The sequence below is a fragment of the Pseudofrankia asymbiotica genome (genome assembly GCF_001983105.1).
GTDB lineage: Bacteria > Actinomycetota > Actinomycetes > Frankiales > Frankiaceae > Pseudofrankia > Pseudofrankia asymbiotica.
In genome coordinates this window covers 21,680-45,806 of sequence record NZ_MOMC01000079.1, presented here as the reverse complement: position 1 = coordinate 45,806, position 24,127 = coordinate 21,680, and the positions used below count along the sequence as shown (strand labels likewise).

Below are 24,127 nucleotides of genomic sequence, written 5' to 3'. Positions count from 1 at the left end.
CCTGCGCCTCGGCTGGCAGGCTCGCGAGCAGCGGCGTCGCGAACAGGCCGGGCGCGATCGTGACGACGCGGATCAGCTTGTCGGCGAGGTCACGGGCGATCGGCAGCGTCATRCCGGCGATGCCGCCCTTGGACGCCGAGTACGCCGCCTGGCCGATCTGCCCGTCGAACGCCGCGACCGACGCCGTGTTCACGATGACGCCCCGCTCCCCACCGGGCAGCGGCTCGGCGCGCGCGATCCGCTCCGCGCCCAGGCGCAGCACGTTGAACGTGCCGATCARGTTGACACCGACGACCTTCGCGAACAGGTCCAGCGAGTGGACACCCGCCCGGCCCAGSACCCGGGCCGGCGGGCCGATGCCCGCGCAGTTCACCACCACGCGCAGCGCGCCCAGCTGCTCGGCCAGGTCCAGGGCCGCGGCGACCGCGCCCTCGTCGGTGACGTCGGCCGCGCCGAACCGGGCCCGCTCGCCCAGCTCCGCGGCGGCCCGCTCACCGGCGCTGGTCGGCAGGTCGAGCAGCACCACGCCCGCCCCGGCCTTGGTCAGCCGCCGGGCCGTCGCGAGCCCCAGGCCCGAGGCGCCGCCGGTGACGACGGCTACCGCACCCGCTATCTCCACGTGTCCAGCCCCTTCATGTTCACGGTCTCCTGGTGCGTCGCCATCCTGGTTCGCCGTCGCACACGCACAGCCCATCCTAATGAGCACTCACTCATGAATGCGCGCCACGCAGGCCCGATGGCGCTCCGACTCAGTCCCGTGGCAGCACCTCGGCCGGCCGCCGGGCACCGGGCGCCAGCCGCCGAGCGCCAGCCGCGACCTGGGCCTAGGCCTGGGCCAGGCTTAGGCCCTCGCCCAGGCCTAGGCCCTGGCCCAGGCCCGGCCTGCGCTCAGGCCTGGGCCGCTGGCTGCTCACCGAGCCAGTCGGCGAAGACCTCGTCCGTGTCGGAACCCTTCGCTGACGGCGGGGTCGGGGTGCCCGGAACAGTGCGCGAGAACCGCGGCGCCGGCGCCGGCTGCTCGATGCCACCCACGGTGACCAGCGTGCGGCGGGCGGCCAGGTGCGGGTGGGATCCCGCCTCGGCCCAGGTCAGCACCGGGGTGACGCAGGCATCTGTGCCATCGAAGACAGCGGCCCACTCATCCCTGGTCTTCGCCAGGAAGGCCCCCGTGAACCGGGCACGCAGCTCCGGCCAGCCCGCACGGTCGTTCTGGCCGGGCAGGCCGGCGTCGGTGAGCCCGAGGCCGGCGAGCAGCGCGGCGTAGAACTGTGGCTCGATCGCGCCGACCGCGACGTAGCCGCCGTCCGCGCAGACATACGTGTCGTAGTACGGGGCACCGCCGTCGAGGACGTTGACCCCGCGCTCGTCCGACCAGAACCCGGTGCCGCGCCAGGCCCACATCATCTGGGCCAGCACGCTCGCGCCGTCGACCATCGCCGCGTCCACGACCTGGCCGGCGCCGGACCGCTCCCGCTCCCAGAGCGCGGCCAGGATGCCGGTGAGCAGGAACATCGAGCCGCCACCGAAGTCGCCGACGAGGTTGAGCGGCACCGGCGGTTTGCCGTCCTTCGGCCCGATCGCGTGCAGGACGCCGGTGATGGAGATGTAGTTCAGGTCGTGGCCGGCCGTGTGCGCCCACGGGCCCTCCTGGCCCCAGCCGGTCATCCTGCCGTAGACCAGGCGCGGGTTGCGCCGCAGGCACACGTCGGGGCCGATGCCGAGCCGCTCGGCCACCCCGGGCCGATAGACCTCGATGAGCACGTCGGCCCGCTCGACGAGCGCGAGCAGCCGTTCCGTGCCCGCGGGGTCCTTGAGGTCGAGGACGACCGAACGCCGGCCGCGCAGCAGGTGGTCACCGTCGTCCGGAGCGCCCTGCACCCCGCCGCCGCTGGGCCGGTCCACGCGGACCACGTCGGCGCCGAGATCGGCGAGCACCATCGCCGCGTGCGGTCCCGGCCCGATCCCGGCGAGCTCCACCACCCGCAGGCCGGCCAGCGGCCCCGTCGACGTCCCGGTCCCCGTCGCGGCATCGCCGGACGTGGACGCCCCAGCGCCTGGCTCCATCAGCCCGTCACTCCCTCTCCGAAACAGCTCGCCGCGTTAGCGGCGCGCGGCACGTTGACGACCGCGGCCGCGGACAACGGTCCGCGACCGCGCCCGTCGGCCGGGTCCGTCGGCGTGCGTGGACGTGCTGACTCTCGCCGGGTGACGGGTCCGCGCACTGAGCCGCTCCAGGCGCAGACCCAGAACCCGTTTCGACGACCGCTGACCGGTCTACCGCCATGACACCGCCGCGTCCACCGATCGGTCATGGGACGGTGACGAAGGCGAGCGGGCGGGCGGGCGGGCTGTCAGGCGGGCGGGCTGTCAGGCGGGCGGCTCGTCCTGTCAGGCGTACGGCTCGTCGCGCTCGGCTCGCTCCACCAGCGACGCGGGCGGGGTGAAGCGGGCGCCATGGCGGGTCGCGAGCGCGCCCGCCCGGGCCACGAAGCCGGCCAGGCCGCCGGGATAGCCGTTGACGTACCGAAGGGCGCCGCCTGTCCAGGCGGGGAAGCCGGCTCCGGTCAGCGAGGCGACGTTCACCGCCGACACCGAGCCGACCACACCCTCGTCGAAGCAGTCGACGGCCCGCAGCGCCACGACGAACAGCAGCCGCTCCTTCAGCTCCTCGAACGCGATCCCGGCCGGCTTCCCGACCGGGTTGCCGACCGGGTTCGCGGCCGGGTTGCCGACCGGATTCGCGATCGGGTTGCCGACCGGGTTCGCGGCGCCGTCCCCGCCGCCGTCGCCGTCCGCGTCCTTGCCGAAGTGCTCCCGCAGCCCCTTCCACAGGCCCGCGCGCCGGCCGTCGGCGTACTCGTAGAACCCGGCCCCGGCGGCGCGGCCGGACCGGCCGAACTCCCCGGCCATCCGGTCAAGCACCGCGAGTGCCCCGTGGTCCTGTCCCGTGGCGACGGCCCCTTCGCCCGCCGGCGCCTCGGCCACTGCTTCGGCTTCGGCTTCGGCTTCGGCTTCGGCCACTGTCGCTGCCACACCCCCGACCGCGCCGACCGTCGCCGTCGCCGTCGCCGTCGCTCGGACGGTGGCGAGCGTGAGCTCGTCACACAGCCGCAGCGGCGATGAGCGGAAACCGGCCTGCACCCCGGCCTGTTCGACCGACGGCGCGGGCACGCCCTCGCCCACCATCGCGGCCGCCTCGGCGAGATACACGCCGAGCAGCCGGTCGACGAACGCCTTCGGCGCCTCGAACCGCGCCCGGCCGCCCGGGCCATCCGCCGAAGCCGCTCCTTCGGCGACAACCCGGCCCATGTCCACGAAGAACGCCTGGACGAGGTTCTTCGACGCCTGGCTGGTCACCAGCTCGGCGAAGTAACGCGACTCGACGACACCCGCGGTGTCGACGTCGAGCTGGGCACCCTCGACCGCGGCGGCGAGGATCGCGGGCCCCGCGACCTGGGCCGCCCCGGCGGCCTGGCGGCGCAGGCCCGCGGGCAGCGACGCGAGCGCGGTGGCCAGCGCTGGGCTCGCCGGGCCGCCGCCCGGGATCTGGTAACCCGGGACGTCCCAGCGCGCCGCCGGTGCCGGGTTCGCCCGGATCCAGGCCTTCGCCGCCGGCACCAGCTCGTCCCGTGTGGCGACCAGCCCGTCGACGAGCCCCAGGGCGCGCGCCCGCGCCGCGCTGTACCGCTGGCCCTGCAGCAGGACGTTGACCAGTGCGTTCAGCACCCCGAGCAGGCGGACCACCCGCACCACCCCGCCGCCCGACGGCATCAGGCCAAGCGTCGCCTCGGGCAGGCCGAGCTGTGTGCCGGGCGCGTCCAGGGCGACCCGGTGGTGGCAGGCGAGCGCGATCTCCAGCCCGCCGCCGAGCGCGGCGCCGCCGAGCGCCGCGGCCACCGGCCGGCCGAGCGTCTCCAGCCGGCGCAGAAGGACCCGGCCGGCGGTGGCCAGCTCGAAGGCGGCTCGCGGGTCGGCCAGCTCGGCGAGCTCCCGCAGATCGGCTCCGGTGGCGAAGGTCGGCTTCGCCGACGTCACCACCACGCCGGTGAGCGACGCGCGCTCGCGTTCCAGCCGCGCGACGACGGCGCCCAGCGAGCGCCGGAAGGCCGCGTTGGTGGTGTTCGCGGGCTGCTCGGGGTCGTCGAGCGTCAGCACGACGATCCCGTCCGCGTCCCGCTCCCACCGGATCATCCCGATCCGCTCGGCCTCGCCGCCCGGCTCGCCGCTCCCCCGCTCGCCACCCGCGAGCTCGGACGGCGGCGGTACCGGTGGCCGCGCCGCCTCGGAGGTCGACGCCGTCTCACGGGTCGACGCCGTCTCCGAGGTCGACGCCGTCTCCGAGGTCGACGCCACCTCGGAGGTCGACGCCGCTTCGGGCGTCGGTGCCGTCTCGGAGGTCGACGCCGCCTCGGACGCCAGTGCCGCTCCGGACGTCGGTGCCGCCTCGGACCTCGGTGCCGCCTCGGACGGCGGCTCAGCCTCGGACGTCGGTGCCGCCTTGGACGGCGGCTCAGCCTCGGACGTCGGTGCCGTTTCGGACGGCGGCTCAGCCTCGGGCGTCAGCGCGGTCGCGAGCGCTGGCGACGGCTCGGGCATCGGCGTCGTCTCCGGGTCGGGAAGGCCGCGGGCGGCGGCGAGGCGGGCAACAGGGGCGTGGGCAACGGAGGCGGGCATCGGAGGCGACTGGATAGCCGCGAGCGGACAAGAGGGACGAGGAAAGGATGAACGGGGTGATGCGACGCGTCGTCACCGGCCCCGGTCCAGGAGACCGTCAGACCCGTTCCAGCAGCGTCGCCACCCCCATTCCGGCGCCCGCGCTGACGCTGACGATCGCCCGGCGGGCACCGCGCCGCTCCAGCTCGTCGACCGCGGTGACGACGAGCCTCGCGCCCGTGGCGCCGAGCGGGTGACCCAGGGCGAGCGCGCCGCCGTTGGCGTTGAGCTTCTCGTCGGGGATGGCCAGGTCCTTCTGGTAGGCGAGCGCGACGGCCGCGTAGGACTCGTCCGTCTCGAACAGGTCCACGTCGTCGACGCCCAGCCCGGCGCGGGCGAGCAGCGCGCGGGTCGCCGCCGCCGCGCCACCCAGCGCCAGCGTCGGGTCGGATCCCGCCGGCACGACGTCCACGACCCGCGCCCGCGGCGTCAGCCCCAGCTCCTCGCCCGCCCGCGCACCGCCGACGAGGACGAGCGCCGCGCCGTCCGCCGGCCCCGCCGAGCTGCCGGCCGTGTGCGCGTGGTCCACGCGTTCGAGCCAGTGGTAGGCCCGGGTCGCCACCGCGTCGAAGCCCGCCTGCTCGCCGGCCTGGGCGAACGCCGCGGGCAGCCCCGCCAGGTGGCCGGCGGCGGCGTCCAGCCGGGACTGTTCGACCAGGGCGCCGGCCCCGACCGGTCCGACCCGCTCGTCGTGGTCGAGGACGAGCAGGCCGTGGTCGTGGACGGCGACGACCGAGCGGGCGAAACGGCCGTCGGCCCAGGCGTCCGCGGCCAGCCGGCGCGACCGCAGCGCGTAGGCGTCGAGGTCGGCCCGGGTGAGGCCCGTCAGCGTGGCCAGCAGGTCGGCCGCGACGCCGGCGGGGACGAAGCCGGTCCGGTGGTTGGTCGCGGGGTCGCTCGCCAGCGGGCCGGCGTCGGTGCCCGCCGGCACCCGTGACATCGACTCGACGCCGCCGGCGAGCAGGAGATCGTCCCAGCCCGCGCGCACCCGCGCCGCGGCCACCGCGACCGCGTCCAGTCCCGACGCGCCGAGCCGGCTGACGACGGCGCCGCAGACGGTGTCCGGCAGGCCCGCGACCAGCGCCGCCGCCCTGGCCAGGTCCCCGGCCTGGTCACGGACCGGGCTCGCCGCGCCGAGCACCAGGTCACCCAGGCGGTCGACGTCCAGCGTCGGGTTCCGCTTGCGCAGCTCGTCGACCAGGCCGGCCACCAGCGAGACCGGCTTCACCCCGCGCAGCGCACCGTCGACGCGCCCGCGTCCCCAGGGCGTGCGGACGGCGTCATAGAGGAAGGCCTCGCCCGTCACCGTGCCAGCCAAGCCCGCCACCCCACCCTGGTCAACCCGCCCACTCCGCACCGTCACCCCTGTATCCCAGCAGCCCACACCAGGCTTACAGCAAGGTGGCCACCCGGACGGACGCGGCGACGCCGGTCAGGCGCGACGGAGCCGGTCAGAGCGGGCGGGTGGGACGCCCTGGGCTATGCCGATCCGACGGGAACCCCGTGGGCGGGGGCGGTGGCGACGTCCTCGAGGAACGCGATGGTGTGGGCCGCGGCGGCGCGCCAGCTCGTCTCGGTGAGGACCTGGTGGCCGCCGGGAACGGCGACCAGGCGGGCACGCGAGGCCGTACGGGTCGTCATCCGGACCACCTGCAGGGGGCTGACGTCGTCGCCGACGCCGTGCACGAGCAGGATCGGCAGGTCGGGCAGTGCCCGCGGCGGCGGATCGGACGGGACCTGGCCCGCGACCGGGCGGTAGAGCAGCGGCAGGCCGAGCAGCACGAGCGCGTCGGCGCGCAGTGCCGGCGAGCCGGCGACGGCGAGCGCCCGCAGCGCGCCGGTGTCCGAGCCGACCAGCGCGAACGGCCGCCCCGGGACCCGGCACTCACCGAGGGCGAGCGTGCTGTCCTCCCCCATGCCGAGGTAGGTCACCTCGTAGCCGTCGAGCGCGAGGCGGAACGCCAGCGGCTCGAAGAGCTCGGCGGACTCGCCGCGGCCCGGGAGCACGACGACGGCGCCGCGCGGGTCCCGGTCCGGCTCGGCGCTCGGCCAGAACCGGGTGTCCCGGCGGTGCGCCTCGTTCTGCCCAATGCCCGGCGACGCGGCGTCGGTCCGCACTCGCGCCTCGGGCGGCCTGGCCGACGGCACGGCCGGCATGAGCGTTGGGGTCATCGAACACTCCTGATTTCTGGCCGGCACCGTTGCCAGCCGTTGTGCTGCCCGGTCGGCGGTCGCCGGCCGTTGGCGCCCACCGGCGGATGCCGGCGCCGGGCGCCACCCCGGGGGTTCCCGCCGGATCGGCGGAACCCGGGGCTCCTGTCGGATCGGCGGGGCCGATCTGTGGGTCTGCTGGGGTCTGCTGGGGTCTGCTAAGAGGTCCGCGATCCGGGACGTCCGCCGGAAGGTCGGCGATGCGGCGAATCGGGGGCCGTTCCCCGGCCGGCGGGTGCCGTCCAGGGTGTCGTCCACCGCTGGCCCGGCGGCCGCACCGAGCGGGACAGTGGCATCCCGTGGTACGTGGCGGGGACGGGGCAGTGCCCACGGGCGGTCTCGCGATTCCGACGACGGCGGACAGTACCGCGCCCGTCGCGGTCGGACGCCGCGGGGGCACGTGTTCACGTTGCGCTTCCGAAACCTGGCCGACGACACAGCGAAGTGGCGCCGGGGCGAACTCCGCGCGAAGAGGCGGACGAGTGCCGCGGCGGTCCCGCCGACCCGGGAGCGGGCCTGGGCGCGGTTCTGGACGGACCCGACGCGCGCGTGGGGCCGCGGCGAGCGCGAGACGGCGGGAGCTCGCCGGCGCGAGGGCGCAGCGGGCGGGCGACCGGTCGGGAACGCGCAGGTCAGCGACACCGGGGCGAGAACACGCCGGGCCGCGGGCCGGCGCGGGTCAGGCGGATCGCCGTACCGGGCCGTTCGCCGGAAGGCGGGACGGACACAGCCACGACGGCGCGACGGCGACCGCGCGGCGGCCGGACGACAGTCGGGCGTGTTCGGAGAACATGACTCTATGTTCACTGGATCAGTGGGGAATGTCAATGATCGGAGCGTCGCCGGAGACTTCGTCGACACGGAAGCGAAACATCTCGGATACATAGTGGCACGACGTGGGCCACCTCAGGTACCGCCGCCAGCCAGTTGGCGATGACCTGGTGACGCACCGACAGGCCGACACGAGCGTGGCGCACCGGGTGGTCGCGCCCCCGACGCACGCGTAGCAAAAGTACCCGGAACGTCATGAGAGGTATGAGCGCCACCCCGGTCGGCACGGGGCGGCACGGGGCGGCACGGCACGGGGCGGCACGGCACACGCCGCACCGCGGTGGGGCGCCGGTCAGCCGAGCACGCCGCGCGCGATCGCGAGGGCGTAGCGGCGGGCCCCGTCGGAGTACACCGGGCAGGCGCCGAGCGTGACCGGGTGCGGGCAGAAGTGGATGCCGTCGGGAGYCCGCACCACGACCCGGCCGTCGGCGCCGCAGGAGGAGTCTCCGGAGTCGCAGGGCAGGGTCGCGGTGAACCGGCCGTGGTCGGATACGGCCTGCCCGGCGCGGATCACCCTGGTGTGCGGCGTGGTGCTCGCGAGCTGCGCCCAGAGCCGGTCGAGCCCGGTGCGCCCGTCGGCGTCGACGGCCTCCCCGAACCGCGGCGGCGTCTCGACGAGGCGCACCTCGACGCCGCTCGCGGCCAGCTTCTCGGTCATCGCCGTCGTGTCCGCGCGGTAGCCGGCGATGAGGTCGCGCCCGTCCATGCAGGGCGGCCGGTTGCCGGAGAAGGCGATCACCGCGATCGTCGGCCGGAAGTCCCGGATCGTGCCCGACACGTCGCCAAGCCAGTTGCACGGCGCGGTGCCACTCCACATCTTCATCAGGATGGCGCGCGCGCCGGCCTGGGTCGCCGCCGTCCGGAAGTCATTCTGCGCCTCGACCATCAGCGAGTCGCCGTAGACGACGACCCGCGGGCTCTCCGGCAGGTGGCCACGCAGGACGACTCCGCCCGCGAGCGCGGTGACGGTCACCACGAGCAGTACGACGACCCGCCACGACCAGGGCCGGGACCCGCCCCTCCCCCGCCCGGTCGGCTCGCCGCCCCGGTGCGACGACTCTCGCCGATCCGGCCGCCCGCCGGCCTTTCGCCGGTCGATCGGTTCCGTGTGCCGCTCGAACGCCCCGAGCCCCGAGGGCCCGCCCATGGACGCCGATGGGTCGGCCGGTCGCGACGACGGAATGMGCGGAGGTCGTTCGGACTGCGCGGTGGACATGGCGCCCCTTGTCCGTAAGGAAGTGCTTTGTCTCCCTTATGGACGCACCGCGCCCCGGGAAAGGTTGACAGCTGGATTGGCCTTTTGATGCCACGCGGATGCCACGGCCCCTCAGGGGGCGGCAGCCAGAGGCCCTGTGATCACGGCCGGCAAGGGATCAATACGGATCGACGCCCTTGAGCACGCCGCAGAACTGGCGGAGGTGTTCCTTCTGCCGGTCGGTGAGCGGCCGCGGGTCGAAATGCATGATCTCGTTGCGGRTCCGCCGGACCTCGTCAAGGTCACGGAGAAACTGCTGGTGATMGACCGTCGCCCAACTGAGCTTTGTCCATTGGCCGGGCGGACGCAGCAGCTTGAGATACTCCCCGAACATCAGGTTGCTGATGCTCGTCGCGTCCGGATTGATCGCGCGCAGATCCTCGAGGCCGAACCTCAGCCCAAGGCACCGCCGCAGCCGCCGCTCGATCTCACCGACCAGAAAGTAGGGATGCGCGAGTCGGTCGTAGGCGTTCGCGAGATCAGCGGTTGTGACGATGCCGCAGACCCGGCCGTCGCGCCAGACGACGACGAACCCCCGCTCGGTGACCCTGGGCAGGGTCGCCAGCAGGTCGTCGGTCACCTGGACGCTCTCCACGTCCGGGTCCGTCGCGTTCTCGAGAGTCTGCTGCCGTCGCGAGCCCTGCAGCGTCGCGATCGAGCGCCAGGTCACGGCGCCGCGCAGATTCGACGTCCCGTCCAGGACGGGCACCTGGGAGTAGCCCAGCTTCAGCATGAGCGTCGTGGCCTTGGCCAGTGGCGTGCCCGAGGGGACGCTGCGCACGCCACCCGTCGCGCTCGGCAGGTGGCCGACCTTCATCGCGACCCAGGGCGGGGCGGCATCCGCGTCGACCCTCGGCTGCCCGGACGCACCGCCCTTCTTGCGCCGCCGGTTGCGTCTACGCCCGGCGCCCGTAGACGCTCCGTCGGGCGGCGCCCCCTCCGATGGCGTCCCCTCGGGCGGCGTCCCATCAGGCCTCGTCCCATCAGGCTTCGTCCTGTCGGATGGCACCTCCTTGGACGCCGCCCCGTCGGACGCCGCCCCGTCGGATGGTCCCGGTTTCGCCGAGGCGTCCACGGTGCCTCGAGCCGGCTCGCCGGAGCTCTGGGCGGGCGCGGCACCGCCTGCCCCGACAGCCGGCGTACGACCGTCACCATCCCCGGCCGCGGGGTCGCTCCGCGAGATCCCGGTCGTGGCGGCGCCGGCCCCGTCACGGCCGTCGACGCCCTCGCCCGGGTCCTCTACGGACGGACCGGAGCCGGAGTCGGGCCCGTCCCCCGACAGGCCGGGGCCGAGGTCGGACTTCTCCTCGGGCGGGCTGGAGCCGGGCTTCTCGCCGGGTGAGCCGGAGCCAGGGCCAGCGCCCGTGCCAGCGTCGGCGTCGGCGTCGGCGTCGGGCTTCTCGGCGGCGCTCGGGACCGGTCCCGGCAGCGGGACGACGCGCACGAGCGTGCTCAGCGGCCCGCGGGCGAAGCCCGGCTGGGTCGTCAGCCCGACGGCCGCGAGGTCGCGGCTGATCCGGGGCACCGCGATGTCGTCCCGGACCCGCTGCCCCCACTTCGCCAGGAGCTGGCCGATCGTCAGCGAGACGTCCCGCAGCGCGCGGATGTCGTCGGCGTCCACCGGTGGCCCCGCCCTCAGACGCCGGCCGGGACCGGGCCGCCGGCCGGGCCCGCCGCCGAGGCACGCACCGCGTGCTTGCCCATCGCGTCGTCGACCAGGTCGAGCAGCCGGGCCGTGCGGTCGGCGTAGAAGGCGTCGAAGTCGGCGGCGCGCAGCAGCGCCGGGTCGATCAGGTGGGTGGCGACCCGGTCGTCGAGCCAGTCGGCGGGAGCGCCCGCCTCCCTGGCGAGGACGTCCAGGTACGCGGTCGGCGCGCGGGTGTTCATCCGCTGGCCGGCCTGGTAGGACAGCGCGGTCTTGTTGACGATGCTGCCCATCCGGGCGTCCCGGCGCCCGGCCCGCTGGAACCAGGACTTCGGGAAGACCATCCGGAGGTCGACGTCCCGGCCGACGGCGCTGTCGCCGTCGATCGGCGCCTCGGTGAAGTACCAGTCGTACGCGCCCTGCTTGACCAGCAGCGCGTACAGGCCCTTGTAAGCGGCGCTGTTGCGGGTCGTGAGGGTAGCCAGCCGCTGCTCGTGGAAGGTCGCCTCGACGATGGTGTCCGGCCTGGGGCCGTCGGCGGTGATCCAGGCGACCACCTGCTCGACGTCGCGCGGGAAGCGGCTCTCGAACGTGCCGCTGTACAGCTCGCCGAGCACCCCGCACCAGTACCAGCGGGCCAGCCGCTCCCGCACCGGCGGCCTGTCGGCCTCCTCGCCGAGGAGCACCCGGATCGCGGCGAGCGGGATGAGCTGTGTGCGGTATGGCAGGAACTTCGACTGGAACACGCACTGCTCGCGCAGGAAGACGCCGGTCCAGTCGAACGCGTCGACAACCCGGTCAGCCCATTCCCGGTAGTCGGGCAGCGGCAGGTCGAGCAGGTCGCGCCGCTTACAGCCGACCGCGGGCGCGGTGCCCGGCGTCACCGCGCCGGCCGCGCGGCGGGCGCGCCATTCGCGTTTGCGCAGATAGGTGACGACAAGGGCGACGGACTGCAGGAAGTCGATGTTCTCCAGGTCGGTGAGCATCTCGTGCTTCTCGACCAGCTCGGTGCGAATTCGCTCCCAGTCGGAGGCGAGGTGGAAGTCCTCGCCGGCCTCCTGGAAGTAGTCGCTGTCGCCGGCGTACATCGCGGTGAGCAGCTCGAAGACGTTGAGGACGACGCCGCCGGTGTTCACCTTCTCGAAGACCGCGCACACCGCGACCTTGTCCGTCGTCTTCGGCAGCTTGATCATCGGCACCTGGAAGCCCGTGATCCGGTGCAGGACCCGCTTCTCGAACTCCGACCAGCGGTCCCAGTTCTCGTCCCCGGGGCGGGAGCGCACGAAGCTGCGCTGCCAGGCCACCACCCGGTCGTTGTCGAAGGTGATGTTCAGCGGGAACAGGCCGGCCGCGCACTCGGCCTCGGTCGTGGTGAGGTCGAGCCTGACCCTGCGGCCGAAGTCCTCCGTGAGGATCCTCGTCGCCGGTATCGACAGGATCGCCTCCTCCCGGTCGGCCACCGGGTCGATCGCCCTGTCGAGGTCGACGTAGTACCAGCGCTGGACCGRCCTGTGCCGGGAGTCCTCGGTGTCGACCGGCCGGTCGGCCAGCAGCGCCTGGTAAAGCGAGGTGAGCCGCTGCTGGCCGTCGAGCAGCAGCTGCTCGGGCTCGACGGTGGGCGCGGCGGGCGGCGTGCCGTGCAGGGCCCGGGTGCGAAACCGCGTCACCCCACCGGTCTCCAGCGTCATCACCACACCGAGCGGGTAGTCCAGTGTCACGGTGGCCAGCAGCGAGCGGATCCGGTCGTCGTCCCACTTCCAGGACCGCTGGAACTCCGGGAGCTGCACCCTGCCCTCGGCGACGAGAGTCAGGAGCTCACCGAGCCTGATGTTGTCGAGCGCCACGTCCCCCCCTGTCCGCACCCGCCCGCGCCACCCCGTCGCCCCCCGCCTCCCGACGCCGGCGGCAGGCCGAACAACGGCGCGCCGCGTCGAAGAGGAGTGCGCCAACCATATCGAAGCGGAATGAAGCGGAACGGACGGGCCGATTCCGGACCTGTTTGGCTCACCTGGGCGCGCGGTCGCGCGAGCTGTGGCTCAGCCCAACGCGAGGTGGCCGCCGGCGAGCTGGCGGCGAGCTGGCGGCGAGCTGGCGGCGCGGCGCGATCAGGAGGTGAGGCGAGCCAGGACGGGTGGGAGGGCGCCGGTGTGCAGGACGGTGAGCGAGCGGGTGGCGCGCGTCAGGGCGACGTACAGGTCGGCGAGGCCCCGGGTCGGCCCGGCGAGCAGCGCCGACGGCTCGACGAGCAGGACGGCGTCGAACTCCAGCCCCTTGCTGTCGGCGACGGTCAGCACCGCCACCCGCGCGTCCAGCACCTCCGCGCCGTCACCGGCGCCCGACCCGGGCCCGGCGGCGCCGAGAAGCTCGGGCGCGAGCCGGCACAGCGCGGCGCGCACCGGCCCGGCCGTCTCCGGCGGGCAGATCACCGCCAGCCGGCCCTCGCCGATGATCCCGGCCGTCCGGACGGTCTCGGCGGCCACGGCGTCCGGGAGACCGGCGGGCGAGGGCACCCGCACGGCCAGCGGCTGCTCACCGGTAGAGCGGACCGACTCGGGCGCCGACGCCGCCGACCCGCTCGCGGCCAGCACGTCCGCGGCGACGTCCATGATCTCCCGCGGGGTGCGGTAGTTCACCGTCAGCCGCTCGAGCCGGAACCGGTCGCCGACGTGCGGGGTGAGGATCGGCGCCCACGTCGAGGGCGCGCCGGGGCGCGCAGCCTGGGCGAGGTCGCCGACCAGGGTCGCGCTGCGCGCCGGGCAGCGCCGCCACAGCAGCCGCCACAGCATCGGCGAGACCTCCTGCGCCTCGTCGACGATGAGGTGCCCGAACGCCCATTCGCGGTCCGTCGCGCCCTGCTCCGCCGCGGTCGTGCGCCGGCGCGGGCCGCGCCACCGGTCGGCGACGGTCTCGGCGTCGAGCTCGCCGGCGAGTCCCAGCATCTCCAGCACGTCCTCGGCGTAGCGGCGCTCGGCCGCCCGCTCCCTGGCCGCGCGTGCCTCGGCCGCCTCCCGGCTGCTCTCGTCCGGGTCGCCGAGCAGCTCGGCCGCCTCGTCGAGCAGCGCCACGTCGGCGACCGTCCAGGCCTGTCCGCTCTCCCGGCCGCCGCGGTCCGCGCGGCCCCGCTCGGCGCGATCGGGCTCGGCGCGATCGCCGCGGCCCGTGCCGTGCCCGCGGCCCGCGCCCGCCGCGCTGTCCGGCGTGGCGGCTTCGTCCGCGTCGAGGGCGCTGAACAGGTCGTCGTGGCCGGCGGCGCCCGCCCGGCGGGTGCCCTGCAGCAGGTCCCGCTCGGCCGGGGTCAGGATCCGCGCCGCGGCCCTGGCGAGCAGGTCGGCGTCCGTGTAGAGACGCTCGAGCAGCTGGAAGGAGGTGAGCCGGGGCCACAGCTCGTTGAGCGCCCGCCGCACGGCCGGGTCCGCCCACAGGCCGTCGCGGACGTCGCGACGCTCGTCGTCGTCGAGCAGGCCGCCGGAGATCTGGCGCACGACCTGGCCGGTCAGCTCGTCGAGCAGCTCGCGCAGGAACACCCAGCGGGCACCGTTGTGCGGGCGGCGGCTGCGCCGTGCCCTGGTCCGCGCGCGGGCGACGGTGTCCCGGTCGAGGCGCAGCGTCCGGTCGTCGTCGTGGACGATCTCGATCGTCCGCCGCGGCAGCCGCTGGTGCTCCCGCACCGCGGCGGCGAGCACGGCCGCCATCCGCTCGTCGCCCTTGAGGCTCCCGAGCGCCACCGGGTCGGTCACGGTCGCCGCGACGCCGGGGAAGAGCCGGCCGGGGGTCGCGAACACCACCCCGGTCTCACCGAGCGAGGGCAGCACCTGGTCGATGTAACGCAGGAACACCGGGCTCGGGCCGACGACCAGGACGCCGGAACGCTCCAGCCGCGCACGCTCGGAGTAGAGCAGGTAGGCCGCCCGGTGCAGCGCCACCGCGGTCTTCCCGGTGCCCGGGCCGCCGTCGACGACGAGCACCGAGCGGGCGTCCGCCCGGATGATGCGGTCCTGCTCGGCCTGCAGCGTGGCGATGATGTCGCCCATCCGGCCGGTGCGCGGCGCGGACAGCGCCTCCAGCAGCATCGCGTCGCCGGTCGGCCTGTCGCCCGCCGCGGCGCCGTCGGCCACGGCGGGGGCCGCGCCCGCCGGTCCCACGGACAGCAGGTCGTCGGCGACGCCGGTCACCTCGCGGCCCTTGCTGCGCAGGTGCCGGCGGCGGACCAGGCCGCGCGGCTCGGCGAGCGTCGCCTGGTAGAACGCGGTCGCGACGGGTGCCCGCCAGTCGACCAGGATCGGCTCCTGCTCGGCGTCGGACAGGCCGATCCGGCCGATGTAGGTGCGCGTGCCGTCGGTGCGGTCCATCGCGCCGAAACACAGCCGGCCCTCGGCGGCCTCCAGCCGGGCCAGCCGCTCGGCGTGGGTCGCGGCGAACACGTCGCGCTCGACGACCGCCTGCGGCGTTCCGGTGCCCACGTCCAGCAGCACCTGCCGCAGCTGGGTGCGGGTCAGGTCGCGGACCTCGTCGAGGCGTGCGTACAGCAGGTCGACGTAGGCCTGTTCGCGGACGAGCCGCGGGTCACGGGTCGGGGACACGGCGCTCCTCCGCAAGTCGAATCGGCAAAAAAGGCTAGTAGCCGATCCGACGCCCCCGCCAGTCGGCCGCCGGGAACGGCCTCCTCGCCGACCTGCCGCACCTCGCTCGACGCTGGATCCGCGTGTTCGGCGCGGGCATGGCTTGGTGGACAGATCACGGACCTGTCGGGTCGCGGACCTCCCAGATCGCTTCGCGATCCGGCAGGAACCGTCGCAGATCCGACAGCACCCCCGAGATGCCGGCCAGCTACAACCAGAGCACAGAAGCCTAGCGGGCTCCGCAATCTTCCCGGCGATCTGCCACACCCGGCGCGGGCACCTGGGAACCCAGGGCCTTCGGCCGACGGACGTCAGCGTTGCGTGGCGGCGTCGATGACCTGGTCGATGTCCTGCTCGAGGCGACCGCGGACCAGCGCGGCCACCAGCAGCGGGAAGTCCTCTCGCTCGACCAGCATGAGCAGCCGGCGCGGGTCGCCGGGCAGGCCGAGCTCACGGGCGGTCTGGCGGGTGCGGGCGTCGATGTAGGGGATGAGCTCGTCCCAGCCAGCCTGCGCCTCACGCAGGAAGATGTCGGCGCCGACCGGGCCGATCCCCTTGATCTGCGTGAGCAGCGTGTGCTCCCGGCTTCCCTGGTAGTCGGCCGCGTCGCGCACGCCGCGGATGTCGCCGTCGTAGGTGTCGAGCAGGTAGTGGCACGCGTCGTCGAGGACACGCGCGGTGCTCTCGTCGTAGCGCGCGTATCCGTGCTGGTTGAGCACCTGAACGCGCTGCTCCCACGTGGAGTCGGCCATCGCGGCGGGGCTCGTCCACCCCTCGGCGAACAGCGCGTTCGACGCCTCCATCGCCGTCGACGACCGGATCCGTGCGCTGGCCAGCGTCGCGAAGACGAGCAGCCGGAACATCGCCTCCGCGGTGTCGGCGGCGACGTCGGCGTCGATGTCCTCGGCGAAGGTGCGGCCGTGCCGGGACATCAGCTCGGCCACGACGGCCATCGGATCGGCTCCAGCCATTTCCACGGGCTACCCACCACCACGCCGCGTCACTCAGGACGCACCCCACGGTGGGTCGCGGGAAACACACTTTGACCACTCTGGGAGGATTTCTCGGGACGATGTTCCCTACCGTGACAGACCAAAGTCCGGAGGGTTCAGTGGTAGGAGAGGGTTGATCACGGTGGGACCGGCGTGCTGACTCCGTTAGGCCCGACGGACCGCCGCGAGGTCGGCAACTACCGGCTGCGCGGCCGGCTCGGCGCCGGCGGGATGGGGACCGTGTTCCTGGGCGTGGACCCGGACGGGCAGCCGGCCGCGGTGAAGGTCATCCGGTCCGACCTGATCGACGAACCGCAGTTCCGCGACCGCTTCCGCCGGGAGGTCACGGCCGCGCGGCGGGTCCGCGGCGGTCGCGTCGCCCAGGTGCTCGACGCCGACCCGGACGCCGACGAGCCGTGGATGGCCACCGAGTACGTCGAGGGCGTCAACCTGCTCGCCGCCGTCGGCCGGCACGGCCCGCTGCATGGGCAGAACCTGACCGCGCTGGCCATCGGGCTCGCCGAGGGCCTGGTCGCCGTGCACGCGGCCGGAGTCGTCCATCGCGACCTCAAGCCGGCGAACATCCTGCTCACCTGGGAAGGCCCGAAGATCATCGACTTCGGCCTCGCCAGAGCCGACGACCTCACCGGCAACACCAGCGGCGGCAGCGTGATCGGCACCGTCGCGTGGATGGCGCCCGAGCAGCTCAACGGCGACGCGGCCACGACCGCGACCGACATCTTCAACTGGGGCATGTGCGTCGCGTTCGCCGCGCGCGGCCGCCACCCGTTCGAGGCGCAGACACCGGCCGCCACCGCGATGCGGATCCTGTCCACCCAGCCGGGTCTGGACGGCGTGCCGAACGACCTGCTGCCGATCGTGACCGCCGCCCTCGAGCGGGACCCCGACCGACGGCCCGGCGCCATGAGGCTCTTCGCCACCATCACCGACCTGCCGCACGCCAGCCCGGCCGGGGCAGGCGGGGCGGCCGGGGCGGCCGCGGACCGGGTCTTTCCGGTCGCTACGCCCACGGGGAGCGAGCGGGCCGGCGCTGCCGGAGCCGCCGGCGCGGTTGGTGCCGCCGGCGCTGTCGGTGCCGCCCGTGCGGCGGCCCCCGGTGGGTCGACGGCGCCGGTCGCTATGGCGATGAGCGCGGCGGACGTCGGCGCGGGGGCGCCGGTCGCCGTCGCGGACAGGGACGACGAGGCCGCTGGACCTCACCGGCCGGCCGGCGAGCCGACGGGCGGCGGCCGCGGCGGCGAGGACGACCTCGTCCCGCTGAACGGCCCCGCCGAGGGCGGACCGGGCACCACCGGGCGCCACCGGCCCCGCCGCCGGCGACGGCTGCTGATCCTGCTGGCGCTGCTCGTGGTCCTGCTGCTGGCCAGCGTCGCGCTCGCCCATTCCCTGCTGCGCGACGCCGACCAGAACGACACCGCGGGTGGCTCGTCCCACCCGGCTGGCGCCGGCGCTCGGGCCGGGGCTGGTGACGGCAACGGTGACGGCCAGGCGGCCGATGGCACTGGCGCTGACGACGGCATCGGCGCTGGCGCCGTGCCCGGCGCTGGGGCCGGGGCGGGACCTGGGGCCGGCAACCAGTCCGGGGGGCCGTCCGCCTCGGCGGGGCCGGGCGTCACCGTCTCCGGTTCGGCCGTCCCCGCGGCAGAGGGGTCGTCGGCCGGCCCGGCCGCGGCGACGCTGCCGCGCGTCACGACCAGCGGGCGGCCGCTCGACGAGGCCGCGGCCAGCAGGACCACGGTTCTGGGCACTGACGGCGCCGCGGTGCCGGCCTACCGGGGCCCGTCGACAGGCGGCCTGTTCGGTGGGCAACGCGGCTCCGTGCCCAGCGGCTCGCCCGTCGACGTCTACTGCGGCCTGTACGCCCAGCAGGTCAGCGCGACCGAGAGCACGTCGCGGCTGTGGGTCTACACCGACTCCGGCTGGATCCCGGCCGGCTACATCCAGACAGGCAGCGGCGAGCCCGTCAGCCCGCCGGCCTGCGTCGGGACGATCAGCTCGCCGAAGCTGGGGTCGGGCGCCCCCCAGCCGGACACCGGGCCGTTCCCGCTCACTCAGGAGGTCTCGGTCCTGGGGGTCGTCGGGCAGGTGGTGTCCAGCCTGACCGGGGCGCTGCTGGGCCAGGCCGACCCGGTCGGCCGGCTGCTCGGCGGCGACCTCGTCGTGCTGCGCTGCCAGTCCCGCGCGGCGGACACGGGCGAAATCTGGGACCAGCTGGCCTCCGGCGGCTGGATCAAGCACGCCTACGTCTACAGCGGCACCTCCGGGTCCCCAGCCCCCGCCTGCTGACCGTCCGCCCCGCGCCGCCCCACGCCACGCCACGCCGCCCCGCGCCGCGCCGCGCCGCCCCGCGCCGCGCCACCCGGCGCTGGTAGAGGTGCCTGGGCCTAGGCTGGCGGGACCTGGCCCTGGGTAACCAGCGGAACCCGGCCCTGGGAAGAGGCGCGTCGGCCCAGGCCGGCGGGCCGGTCGGAGTGACCGTCAGGGTGACTTCGGCCCTTGGTCGGGACGGCCGGCCGAGGTGGGGTAGGAGGGCCAGAAGGGCTGGGACGGCACGGGGCGCCGGGACGGGGAGACGGGGAGACGGGGAGACGGCCATGGTCACGCAAAGCACGACGTTCTCGGTCGAGCAGGTGCGCGCGGCGGTCGAGGCCGCGGGCCTCGCGCCTTCGATCCACAACACTCAGCCCTGGAGATGGCGGTTCCGCGACGAGACGTTGGAGCTGTTCGCCGACCTCTCCCGAGCCGTGCCGGTCGTCGACCCGGACCATCGCCAGCTGCTGGTCAGCTGCGGCGCGGCGATGCTGAACGGCTGGCTCGCGCTGCGAGCCGCGGGCCTGGACGTCGAGGTCGGGGAGTTCCCCGACGGCCCCGACCTCGGCACCGGGCGGCTGGCCACGCTGATGATCGTCGGTCATCGCCCGGCGACGGAGGACGAGTCCCGGCTCGCCGAGGCCATCACCCGCCGGCACACCGACCGCCGTCCGTTCACCCCCGCGGCGCTGGCTGTCGAAGAGGTGCGCAAGCTGCGACGGGCGGCCGAGGCGGAGGGCTGCTGGCTCGCGTCGCTGGGCGGCGAGGACGCCCGCGTCGAGCTGTCGGTCCTCCTGGCCAGGGCCGACTGGATCGAGCGCAACGATCCGGACTACCAGGCCGAGCTCGCCTCCTGGATCCGCGACGACGCCGACGCCACCGACGGCATCCCGCGCTCGGCGGCGCTGTCGAGCGCCGAGCAGCGGCCCGTCGAGTTCACGGCACGTGACTTCACCGGCGGCACGGGCGGGGCCGCCGGGGAGCCTGCCAGCGCCGATGAGGCCGGGGAATGGGTGCGGACCGCCCGGGTCGAGCACCCCGGTGTGCTGGTGCTCGGCACCGACACGGACGGCCCGGCGGACCGGCTGCGCGCCGGCCGGGCCCTCGGCCGGGTGCTCCTGACCGCCACCGCGGAAGGCCTCGCGACGTCCCCTCTCGGCCAGGCCGTCGACATCGCGGCGACCCGCGCCCTGGTCCGCTCGACGACCGGCGGCACCGGCCACACTCAGATGATCATGCGAGTCGGCTACCCCGACACCTCCGCTCCCCCGCTCACGCCAACCAGGCGCCGCCCCGTGTCAGACGTTCTGGAGCACCTCACCGTCACCTGACGAGCGCCGCCGACATCGCCAATGCCGCCGTCGACGGCGTTGTCCCTTCGGACCGCCCATTTCGAGATCGGTCAGACGGCATGCGTCACCGGTGACGCGCGCCGTCTGACCGATCTTGGTCCCCAGTGCCGACGACGGAGCCCAAGTCCTTCATGATCGCCACGGGCGTGTGGTCGCGGTCGCGATCTGGCCGGATCCGCGACCGCGACCACACGGTTGTGGCGATCTAGGCGATCTAGCAGTCGCGTGCCGGCGGGCGAACACCGCGGGGTGCAGTGCTAGCGGTACGACCAGCCGGTCCAGCGAGTCACGGTGACCACGATGGCCGGGCCGGCGGGCGGATGGTCACGGTACTGGCGGTAGCGCTCAACGAGCGCGCGGGCCGCCACCGCGTGCGCGTGGTCGGGCGGCTCGACGACGCTGGCCACCCCGTCGGCGCGTGCCCACCACAACCGGCTCCAGTCGTCGTCGTACTCGTCGGCGAGCAGGCTGACGCGCCCGTCGCGGGCGATGTCGTCGAGCCGGCGCAGCCGGGTGGTCCGCTTTGGCTTGTGGTCGACGGCGGTGACGACCGTCCCGAGGCCACCCGCCACGGAACCTGGCCCGGGCCCGGGCCCGGGCGCGGGCCCGGGCGCGGGCGCGGGCGCGGCGGAACCGAGGCCAGGCGCGGCGGAACCGCCTTCCGTCGGCGGCCCGGCCAGCACGGCGAACGTCACCGGGACGAGCCGGGGCGTCCCGTCGGGCGCGATCGTGGCCAGCCGGGCGACTCTGGCCGCGGCGAACCGCGCCCGCGCCTCGCCCTCGGAGAGGTTCACGCCCCTCCCCCGCCGGTCCTCATCCAGATCCGACGCCATCCTCACACATGCGCCGTGCCATYCCGCCTGCTCGCTGCTCGCTGCTCCGCGATCGCGCGACCAGCCGCACGTCGATCGCTGTTCGCGCCCTCCCGCGGTCACGATCCGCCGACCTCGCCGATGACCACCGCGAGGCTAAAACGGCGATCAACGCCCAATACGGCGCTACGCGGGCGGCTTCCACCGGAAGTTACTCGTCGGTATGCTTACTGGGCGGTATCCGTTCCGACCGACCGAAACCGGCTGGGAGATCGACGAGATGAGTGGTTTCAGCCTCGACCTCTCCGACGAGCAGCGCGAGCTGCGCGACTGGGTGCACGGCTTCGCCGCGGACGTGGTGCGCCCGGCCGCGTCCGAATGGGACGAGCGGGAAGAGACCCCCTGGCCCGTCATCCAGGAAGCCGCCAAGATCGGTCTCTACGGCTTCGAGTCGATCGCGACGATGTTCGCCGACGAGACCGGCCTGTCGCTGCCGGTGGTCTGCGAGGAACTGTTCTGGGGTGACGCCGGCATCGGCATGGCGTTGATGGGCACGGGGCTGGCCGCCGCCGCGATCTCGTCGGCCGGAACCATGGAGCAGCTGCTCGAGTGGGTGCCCCAGTGCTACGGCGACGCCGCCGACCCGAAGGTCGGCGCCTTCTGCGTCTCGGAACCGGCCGCGGGCTCCGACGTCTCCTCGCTGCGCACCCGCGCCCGCTACGACGAGGCCACGGACGAGTGGGTGATCAACGGCCAGAAGGCCTGGATCACCAACGGCGGCATCGCCAACATCCACGTCGTCGTCGCCTCCGTGGACGCGGAGCTGAAGGCCCGCGGCCAGGCCACCTTCGTCGTCCCACCGAACACCCCCGGCCTCGAGGCCAACAAGAAGATCAAGAAGCTCGGCCTGCGTGCCTCACACACCGCCGACGTCTTCCTCGACGACGTGCGGATCCCCGGCAGCTGCCTGCTCGGCGGCAAGGAGAAACTCGACGCCCGGCTCGCCAAGGCTCGAGAGGGCACCAGCTCCAAGGGCCAGGCCGCGATGGCCACGTTCGAGCGGACCAGACCGACCGTCGGCGCCCAGGCGATCGGCATCGCCCGCGCCGCCTACGAGTACGCCCTGGACTACGCCAGGACGCGGGAGGCGTTCGGCCGCCCGATCATCGAGAACCAGGCGATCGCGTTCGCGCTGGCCGACATGCGCATGGAGATCGACGCCGCCCGGTTGTTGATCTGGCGGGCCGCCTGGATGGGCAAGCAGAACAGGACGTTCGAGGCGGGCGAGGGCTCGATGTCCAAGCTCAAGGCCGGCGAGGTCGCCGTCGCGGTCACCGAGAAGGCCGTTCAGATCCTCGGCGGCGCCGGCTACAGCCGCGACCACCCCGTAGAGCGCATGTACCGCGACTCCAAGATCTACACAATCTTCGAAGGCACGAGTGAAATCCAGCGCCTGGTGATTGCCCGGGCCATCTCTGGCGTGCACATTCGCTAGGAACCCGCAGGTTGGACGGGCCAAGACGCCATGATCCGATATCGGCTAGGGCACCTCGACTCTCTTGCTGCCTCTCACTAAGTCTCGTGATCTCCGGCTACCTGCGGTCCATTCGTGGTCCCGGTTTCAGCGCTGAATGACGCGTCGATCAGGCGCATCGCGCGCTGCTCCTCCCCCACGATGCACGCCGCGTAGATCCTCAGAAGGACGGCCACCGTGTGCCCGGCCCACTCGGCAACCTTCTGCGGGGACACCCCGGCGTTCAGCCACCTGGACACGGCCGCGTGCCGCAGGTCGTACGGTCGCGCGGCCAGCGGGGACGCCGCTTCGGCTTCGGTGAGCGCCTGCGTGCGAGCCTTCGCCCAGACCTTGCGGTAGGTGTCGTTCGCGACGGCCAGGCCGCCTGTACTCCGGAAGAGCCTGCCGTCGGGCGCCGTGCCGTACAGGTCGAGATGACGACGCAGGAGACTTACGAGGTCGGGATGCAGCGGCACGACCCGGATCTGTCCTGGCTGACGGTGCTTCAATGCCCGGCCTTTCCGCTCGCTGGGGTCGTCAGCCCATCGGGGCGACACCTCAGGGTTGTTGGAGACGATCGCGGCTTGACCCCACCCGGACGTCGGCAAGGTCAGTTGGTCACGGCGCAACTCCTGGACCTCGCCGGGACGGCAGGCCGCGTAGTAGGTGACCGCGAAGAATCCTTCCAACTGAGGCGCCGCGCCAGCGCGGACCGCGGCCATCAGCGCCACGGCKCGTGGGTGATCGACGACGACCCGCCGGTCCACGATCATGACCATTCGAGCTGGACGCCATTCCTCGGCGTCCAGCGGGTTGGCTTCGAGATCGCCACGGCGGGCGGCGTGGTCAAGTGTCATGTCCAGCACCGCGCGCCGACGGGTGAGCGTATTTGGCGCCGCCGGTTTGCCGTCCAGCTTCCGCCCGACGGCAGTAAGGACGGCGCGGAGCACGTCAGGGTCAGCGAGATCGGTGATCGGCCGGGTGTGGCCCTCCATCCAGCCCAGCACCTCGGCCCACCCAGCCGGCGGATCGAACTCGACACGGCGACCGTCAGTACCGACCTTGCTTCGGGCGCCGGTCGTGAACGTCCAGGAGACGAGGGCCTCGCGAGTGAGCTCGGCCAGCCGTGCCGGGGGCTCATCCGTGAAGAGGGCGGCGGTTGCCGCCGCAAGGGCTTGCGCGAGGGATCGGCGAGTTCCGGGGGCTTGGCCTTCGGCCCATTTCAGGTCGCAAAACTCGCGGGCCACCGCGAGCCATGTCCGCGCGGCCGGCGAGGGTGGTGCCGCGGTACGCAACTCGCTCACGGGTCGGCCGGTGTCGACGTCGAATGCCTCGCCCTTACGCACTGCCGTCAGAATTTCAGCCCGCCGGGATTCGGCCGACTTAGAAGAGCGGAAGGTCTCGGTGACCGGGTGCGATCGCCCCGCGACGGTCCATCGCACCTGCCACCGCTTGCCAGTCGTCCTCTCTCGAACGCGGATTGCCCATACGACGACTTCAAAGGTGGTTGGYCCCCGTTCCCAGGAGGCAGTGGGCTTGGAGCGCAGGCTCGTCATGCCGCCGCCTGCGTCGGTTCGACCGTCCTGTCGTCGAGCCAGCGGTTGAGATCCGCGCGGTCAACCCGAACCTGCTTGTTCGGCAGTTTCACCTGCCGGGGCCCCTTGCCCTGCGCCTGCCAGGCGTACCAGGTCGATTCCGGGATCTGAAGCTCCTCCAGGACTTGGGCCAGCGTCAGCAACACCCGGCGGGTCGCGTCGGATGCAGTCCCCCCGCCTACGACGTGGTCCGGGACCGTGGTCTTGGAACGGGTGCGGGTTGCGCGACCCGCGGTGGTCGTCATGCTGGGGGTGCTC

The 24,127-nt window shown here is 73.9% G+C and carries 16 protein-coding genes; 3 read left to right on the top strand and 13 right to left on the bottom strand.

Features of this window, described 5'->3' with window-relative positions; genetic code table 11:
* From BL253_RS32600 to BL253_RS32555, 10 genes are all read right to left on the bottom strand, one after another.
* Positions 1-619 (bottom strand): SDR family NAD(P)-dependent oxidoreductase (locus tag BL253_RS32600; protein WP_076821262.1); only part of this gene is annotated, 619 nt, incomplete at its 3' end.
* Positions 620-888: 269 nt separating this feature from the next.
* On the bottom strand, positions 889-2,064 hold the full coding sequence (locus BL253_RS32595; RefSeq protein ID WP_076821260.1) for a CaiB/BaiF CoA transferase family protein: 1,176 nt from the start codon (positions 2,062-2,064) through the stop codon (positions 889-891).
* Positions 2,065-2,388: 324 nt separating this feature from the next.
* On the bottom strand, positions 2,389-4,674 hold the full coding sequence (locus tag BL253_RS32590) for an enoyl-CoA hydratase-related protein (RefSeq protein WP_241835338.1): 2,286 nt from the start codon (positions 4,672-4,674) through the stop codon (positions 2,389-2,391).
* A gap of 97 nt (positions 4,675-4,771) precedes the next feature.
* Positions 4,772-6,076 (bottom strand): acetyl-CoA C-acyltransferase, encoded by a 1,305-nt coding sequence (locus BL253_RS32585; RefSeq protein ID WP_476644129.1) that lies wholly within the window; start codon positions 6,074-6,076, stop codon positions 4,772-4,774.
* A 116-nt stretch (positions 6,077-6,192) separates the two neighbouring features.
* Positions 6,193-6,885 (bottom strand): alpha/beta hydrolase, encoded by a 693-nt coding sequence (locus tag BL253_RS32580; RefSeq protein WP_076821256.1) that lies wholly within the window; start codon positions 6,883-6,885, stop codon positions 6,193-6,195.
* A gap of 1,162 nt (positions 6,886-8,047) precedes the next feature.
* On the bottom strand, positions 8,048-8,731 hold the full coding sequence (locus tag BL253_RS32575) for a DUF459 domain-containing protein (protein ID WP_198946495.1): 684 nt from the start codon (positions 8,729-8,731) through the stop codon (positions 8,048-8,050).
* A gap of 397 nt (positions 8,732-9,128) precedes the next feature.
* Positions 9,129-10,631 carry a CBS domain-containing protein gene (locus BL253_RS32570; RefSeq protein ID WP_076821254.1) on the bottom strand — a complete coding sequence of 501 codons (1,503 nt, stop codon included), beginning with the start codon at positions 10,629-10,631 and terminating at the stop codon, positions 9,129-9,131.
* A gap of 14 nt (positions 10,632-10,645) precedes the next feature.
* On the bottom strand, positions 10,646-12,517 hold the full coding sequence (locus tag BL253_RS32565) for a DUF262 domain-containing protein (RefSeq protein ID WP_241835337.1): 1,872 nt from the start codon (positions 12,515-12,517) through the stop codon (positions 10,646-10,648).
* 243 nt (positions 12,518-12,760) lie between these two features.
* A complete protein-coding gene (locus tag BL253_RS32560) occupies positions 12,761-15,235 on the bottom strand; it encodes a HelD family protein (protein ID WP_076821250.1) in 2,475 nt (824 codons plus the stop codon).
* Positions 15,236-15,585: 350 nt separating this feature from the next.
* Positions 15,586-16,245 (bottom strand): HhH-GDP family DNA glycosylase, encoded by a 660-nt coding sequence (locus tag BL253_RS32555; RefSeq protein ID WP_076821248.1) that lies wholly within the window; start codon positions 16,243-16,245, stop codon positions 15,586-15,588.
* 174 nt (positions 16,246-16,419) lie between these two features.
* Here BL253_RS32555 and BL253_RS32550 point away from each other — a divergent pair, with 174 nt between their 5' ends.
* On the top strand, positions 16,420-18,573 hold the full coding sequence (locus BL253_RS32550; protein ID WP_076821246.1) for a serine/threonine-protein kinase: 2,154 nt from the start codon (positions 16,420-16,422) through the stop codon (positions 18,571-18,573).
* Between the two features lie 308 nt (positions 18,574-18,881).
* Complete coding sequence (locus tag BL253_RS32545) at positions 18,882-19,928, top strand: Acg family FMN-binding oxidoreductase (RefSeq protein ID WP_076821244.1); 1,047 nt, start codon at positions 18,882-18,884, stop codon at positions 19,926-19,928.
* A 278-nt stretch (positions 19,929-20,206) separates the two neighbouring features.
* Here the strand turns inward: BL253_RS32545 and BL253_RS32540 are convergent, their stop codons facing one another.
* Positions 20,207-20,743 (bottom strand): TIGR03668 family PPOX class F420-dependent oxidoreductase, encoded by a 537-nt coding sequence (locus tag BL253_RS32540; RefSeq protein WP_241835336.1) that lies wholly within the window; start codon positions 20,741-20,743, stop codon positions 20,207-20,209.
* Positions 20,744-21,041: 298 nt separating this feature from the next.
* On the opposite strand from BL253_RS32540, the gene BL253_RS32535 reads away from it, so the two are divergent.
* Positions 21,042-22,256, top strand: coding sequence for an acyl-CoA dehydrogenase family protein (locus BL253_RS32535; RefSeq protein ID WP_076821268.1), 1,215 nt, complete (start codon positions 21,042-21,044; stop codon positions 22,254-22,256).
* A 77-nt stretch (positions 22,257-22,333) separates the two neighbouring features.
* Here BL253_RS32535 and BL253_RS32530 read toward each other — a convergent pair whose 3' ends face one another.
* Together BL253_RS32530 and BL253_RS32525 are read right to left on the bottom strand one after the other, a co-directional pair.
* Positions 22,334-23,830, bottom strand: a complete 1,497-nt coding sequence (locus tag BL253_RS32530) for a tyrosine-type recombinase/integrase (protein WP_076821240.1) — start codon at positions 23,828-23,830, stop codon at positions 22,334-22,336.
* Complete coding sequence (locus BL253_RS32525) at positions 23,827-24,114, bottom strand: helix-turn-helix transcriptional regulator (RefSeq protein ID WP_116438911.1); 288 nt, start codon at positions 24,112-24,114, stop codon at positions 23,827-23,829. Before BL253_RS32525 ends, BL253_RS32530 begins: the two co-directional genes overlap by 4 nt.
* Positions 24,115-24,127: the final 13 nt, after the last annotated feature.

Bases quoted from the DNA above. Each gene is read 5' to 3' on its own strand.
- BL253_RS32595 (WP_076821260.1), bottom strand. From the start codon at position 2,064: ATGGAGCCAGGCGCTGGGGCGTCCACGTCCGGCGATGCCGCGACGGGG.
- BL253_RS32590 (WP_241835338.1), bottom strand. From the start codon at position 4,674: ATGCCCGCCTCCGTTGCCCACGCCCCTGTTGCCCGCCTCGCCGCCGCC.
- BL253_RS32580 (WP_076821256.1), bottom strand. From the start codon at position 6,885: ATGACCCCAACGCTCATGCCGGCCGTGCCGTCGGCCAGGCCGCCCGAG.
- BL253_RS32555 (WP_076821248.1), bottom strand. From the start codon at position 16,245: ATGGCTGGAGCCGATCCGATGGCCGTCGTGGCCGAGCTGATGTCCCGG.
- BL253_RS32545 (WP_076821244.1), top strand. From the start codon at position 18,882: ATGGTCACGCAAAGCACGACGTTCTCGGTCGAGCAGGTGCGCGCGGCG.
- BL253_RS32535 (WP_076821268.1), top strand. From the start codon at position 21,042: ATGAGTGGTTTCAGCCTCGACCTCTCCGACGAGCAGCGCGAGCTGCGC.
- BL253_RS32525 (WP_116438911.1), bottom strand. From the start codon at position 24,114: ATGACGACCACCGCGGGTCGCGCAACCCGCACCCGTTCCAAGACCACG.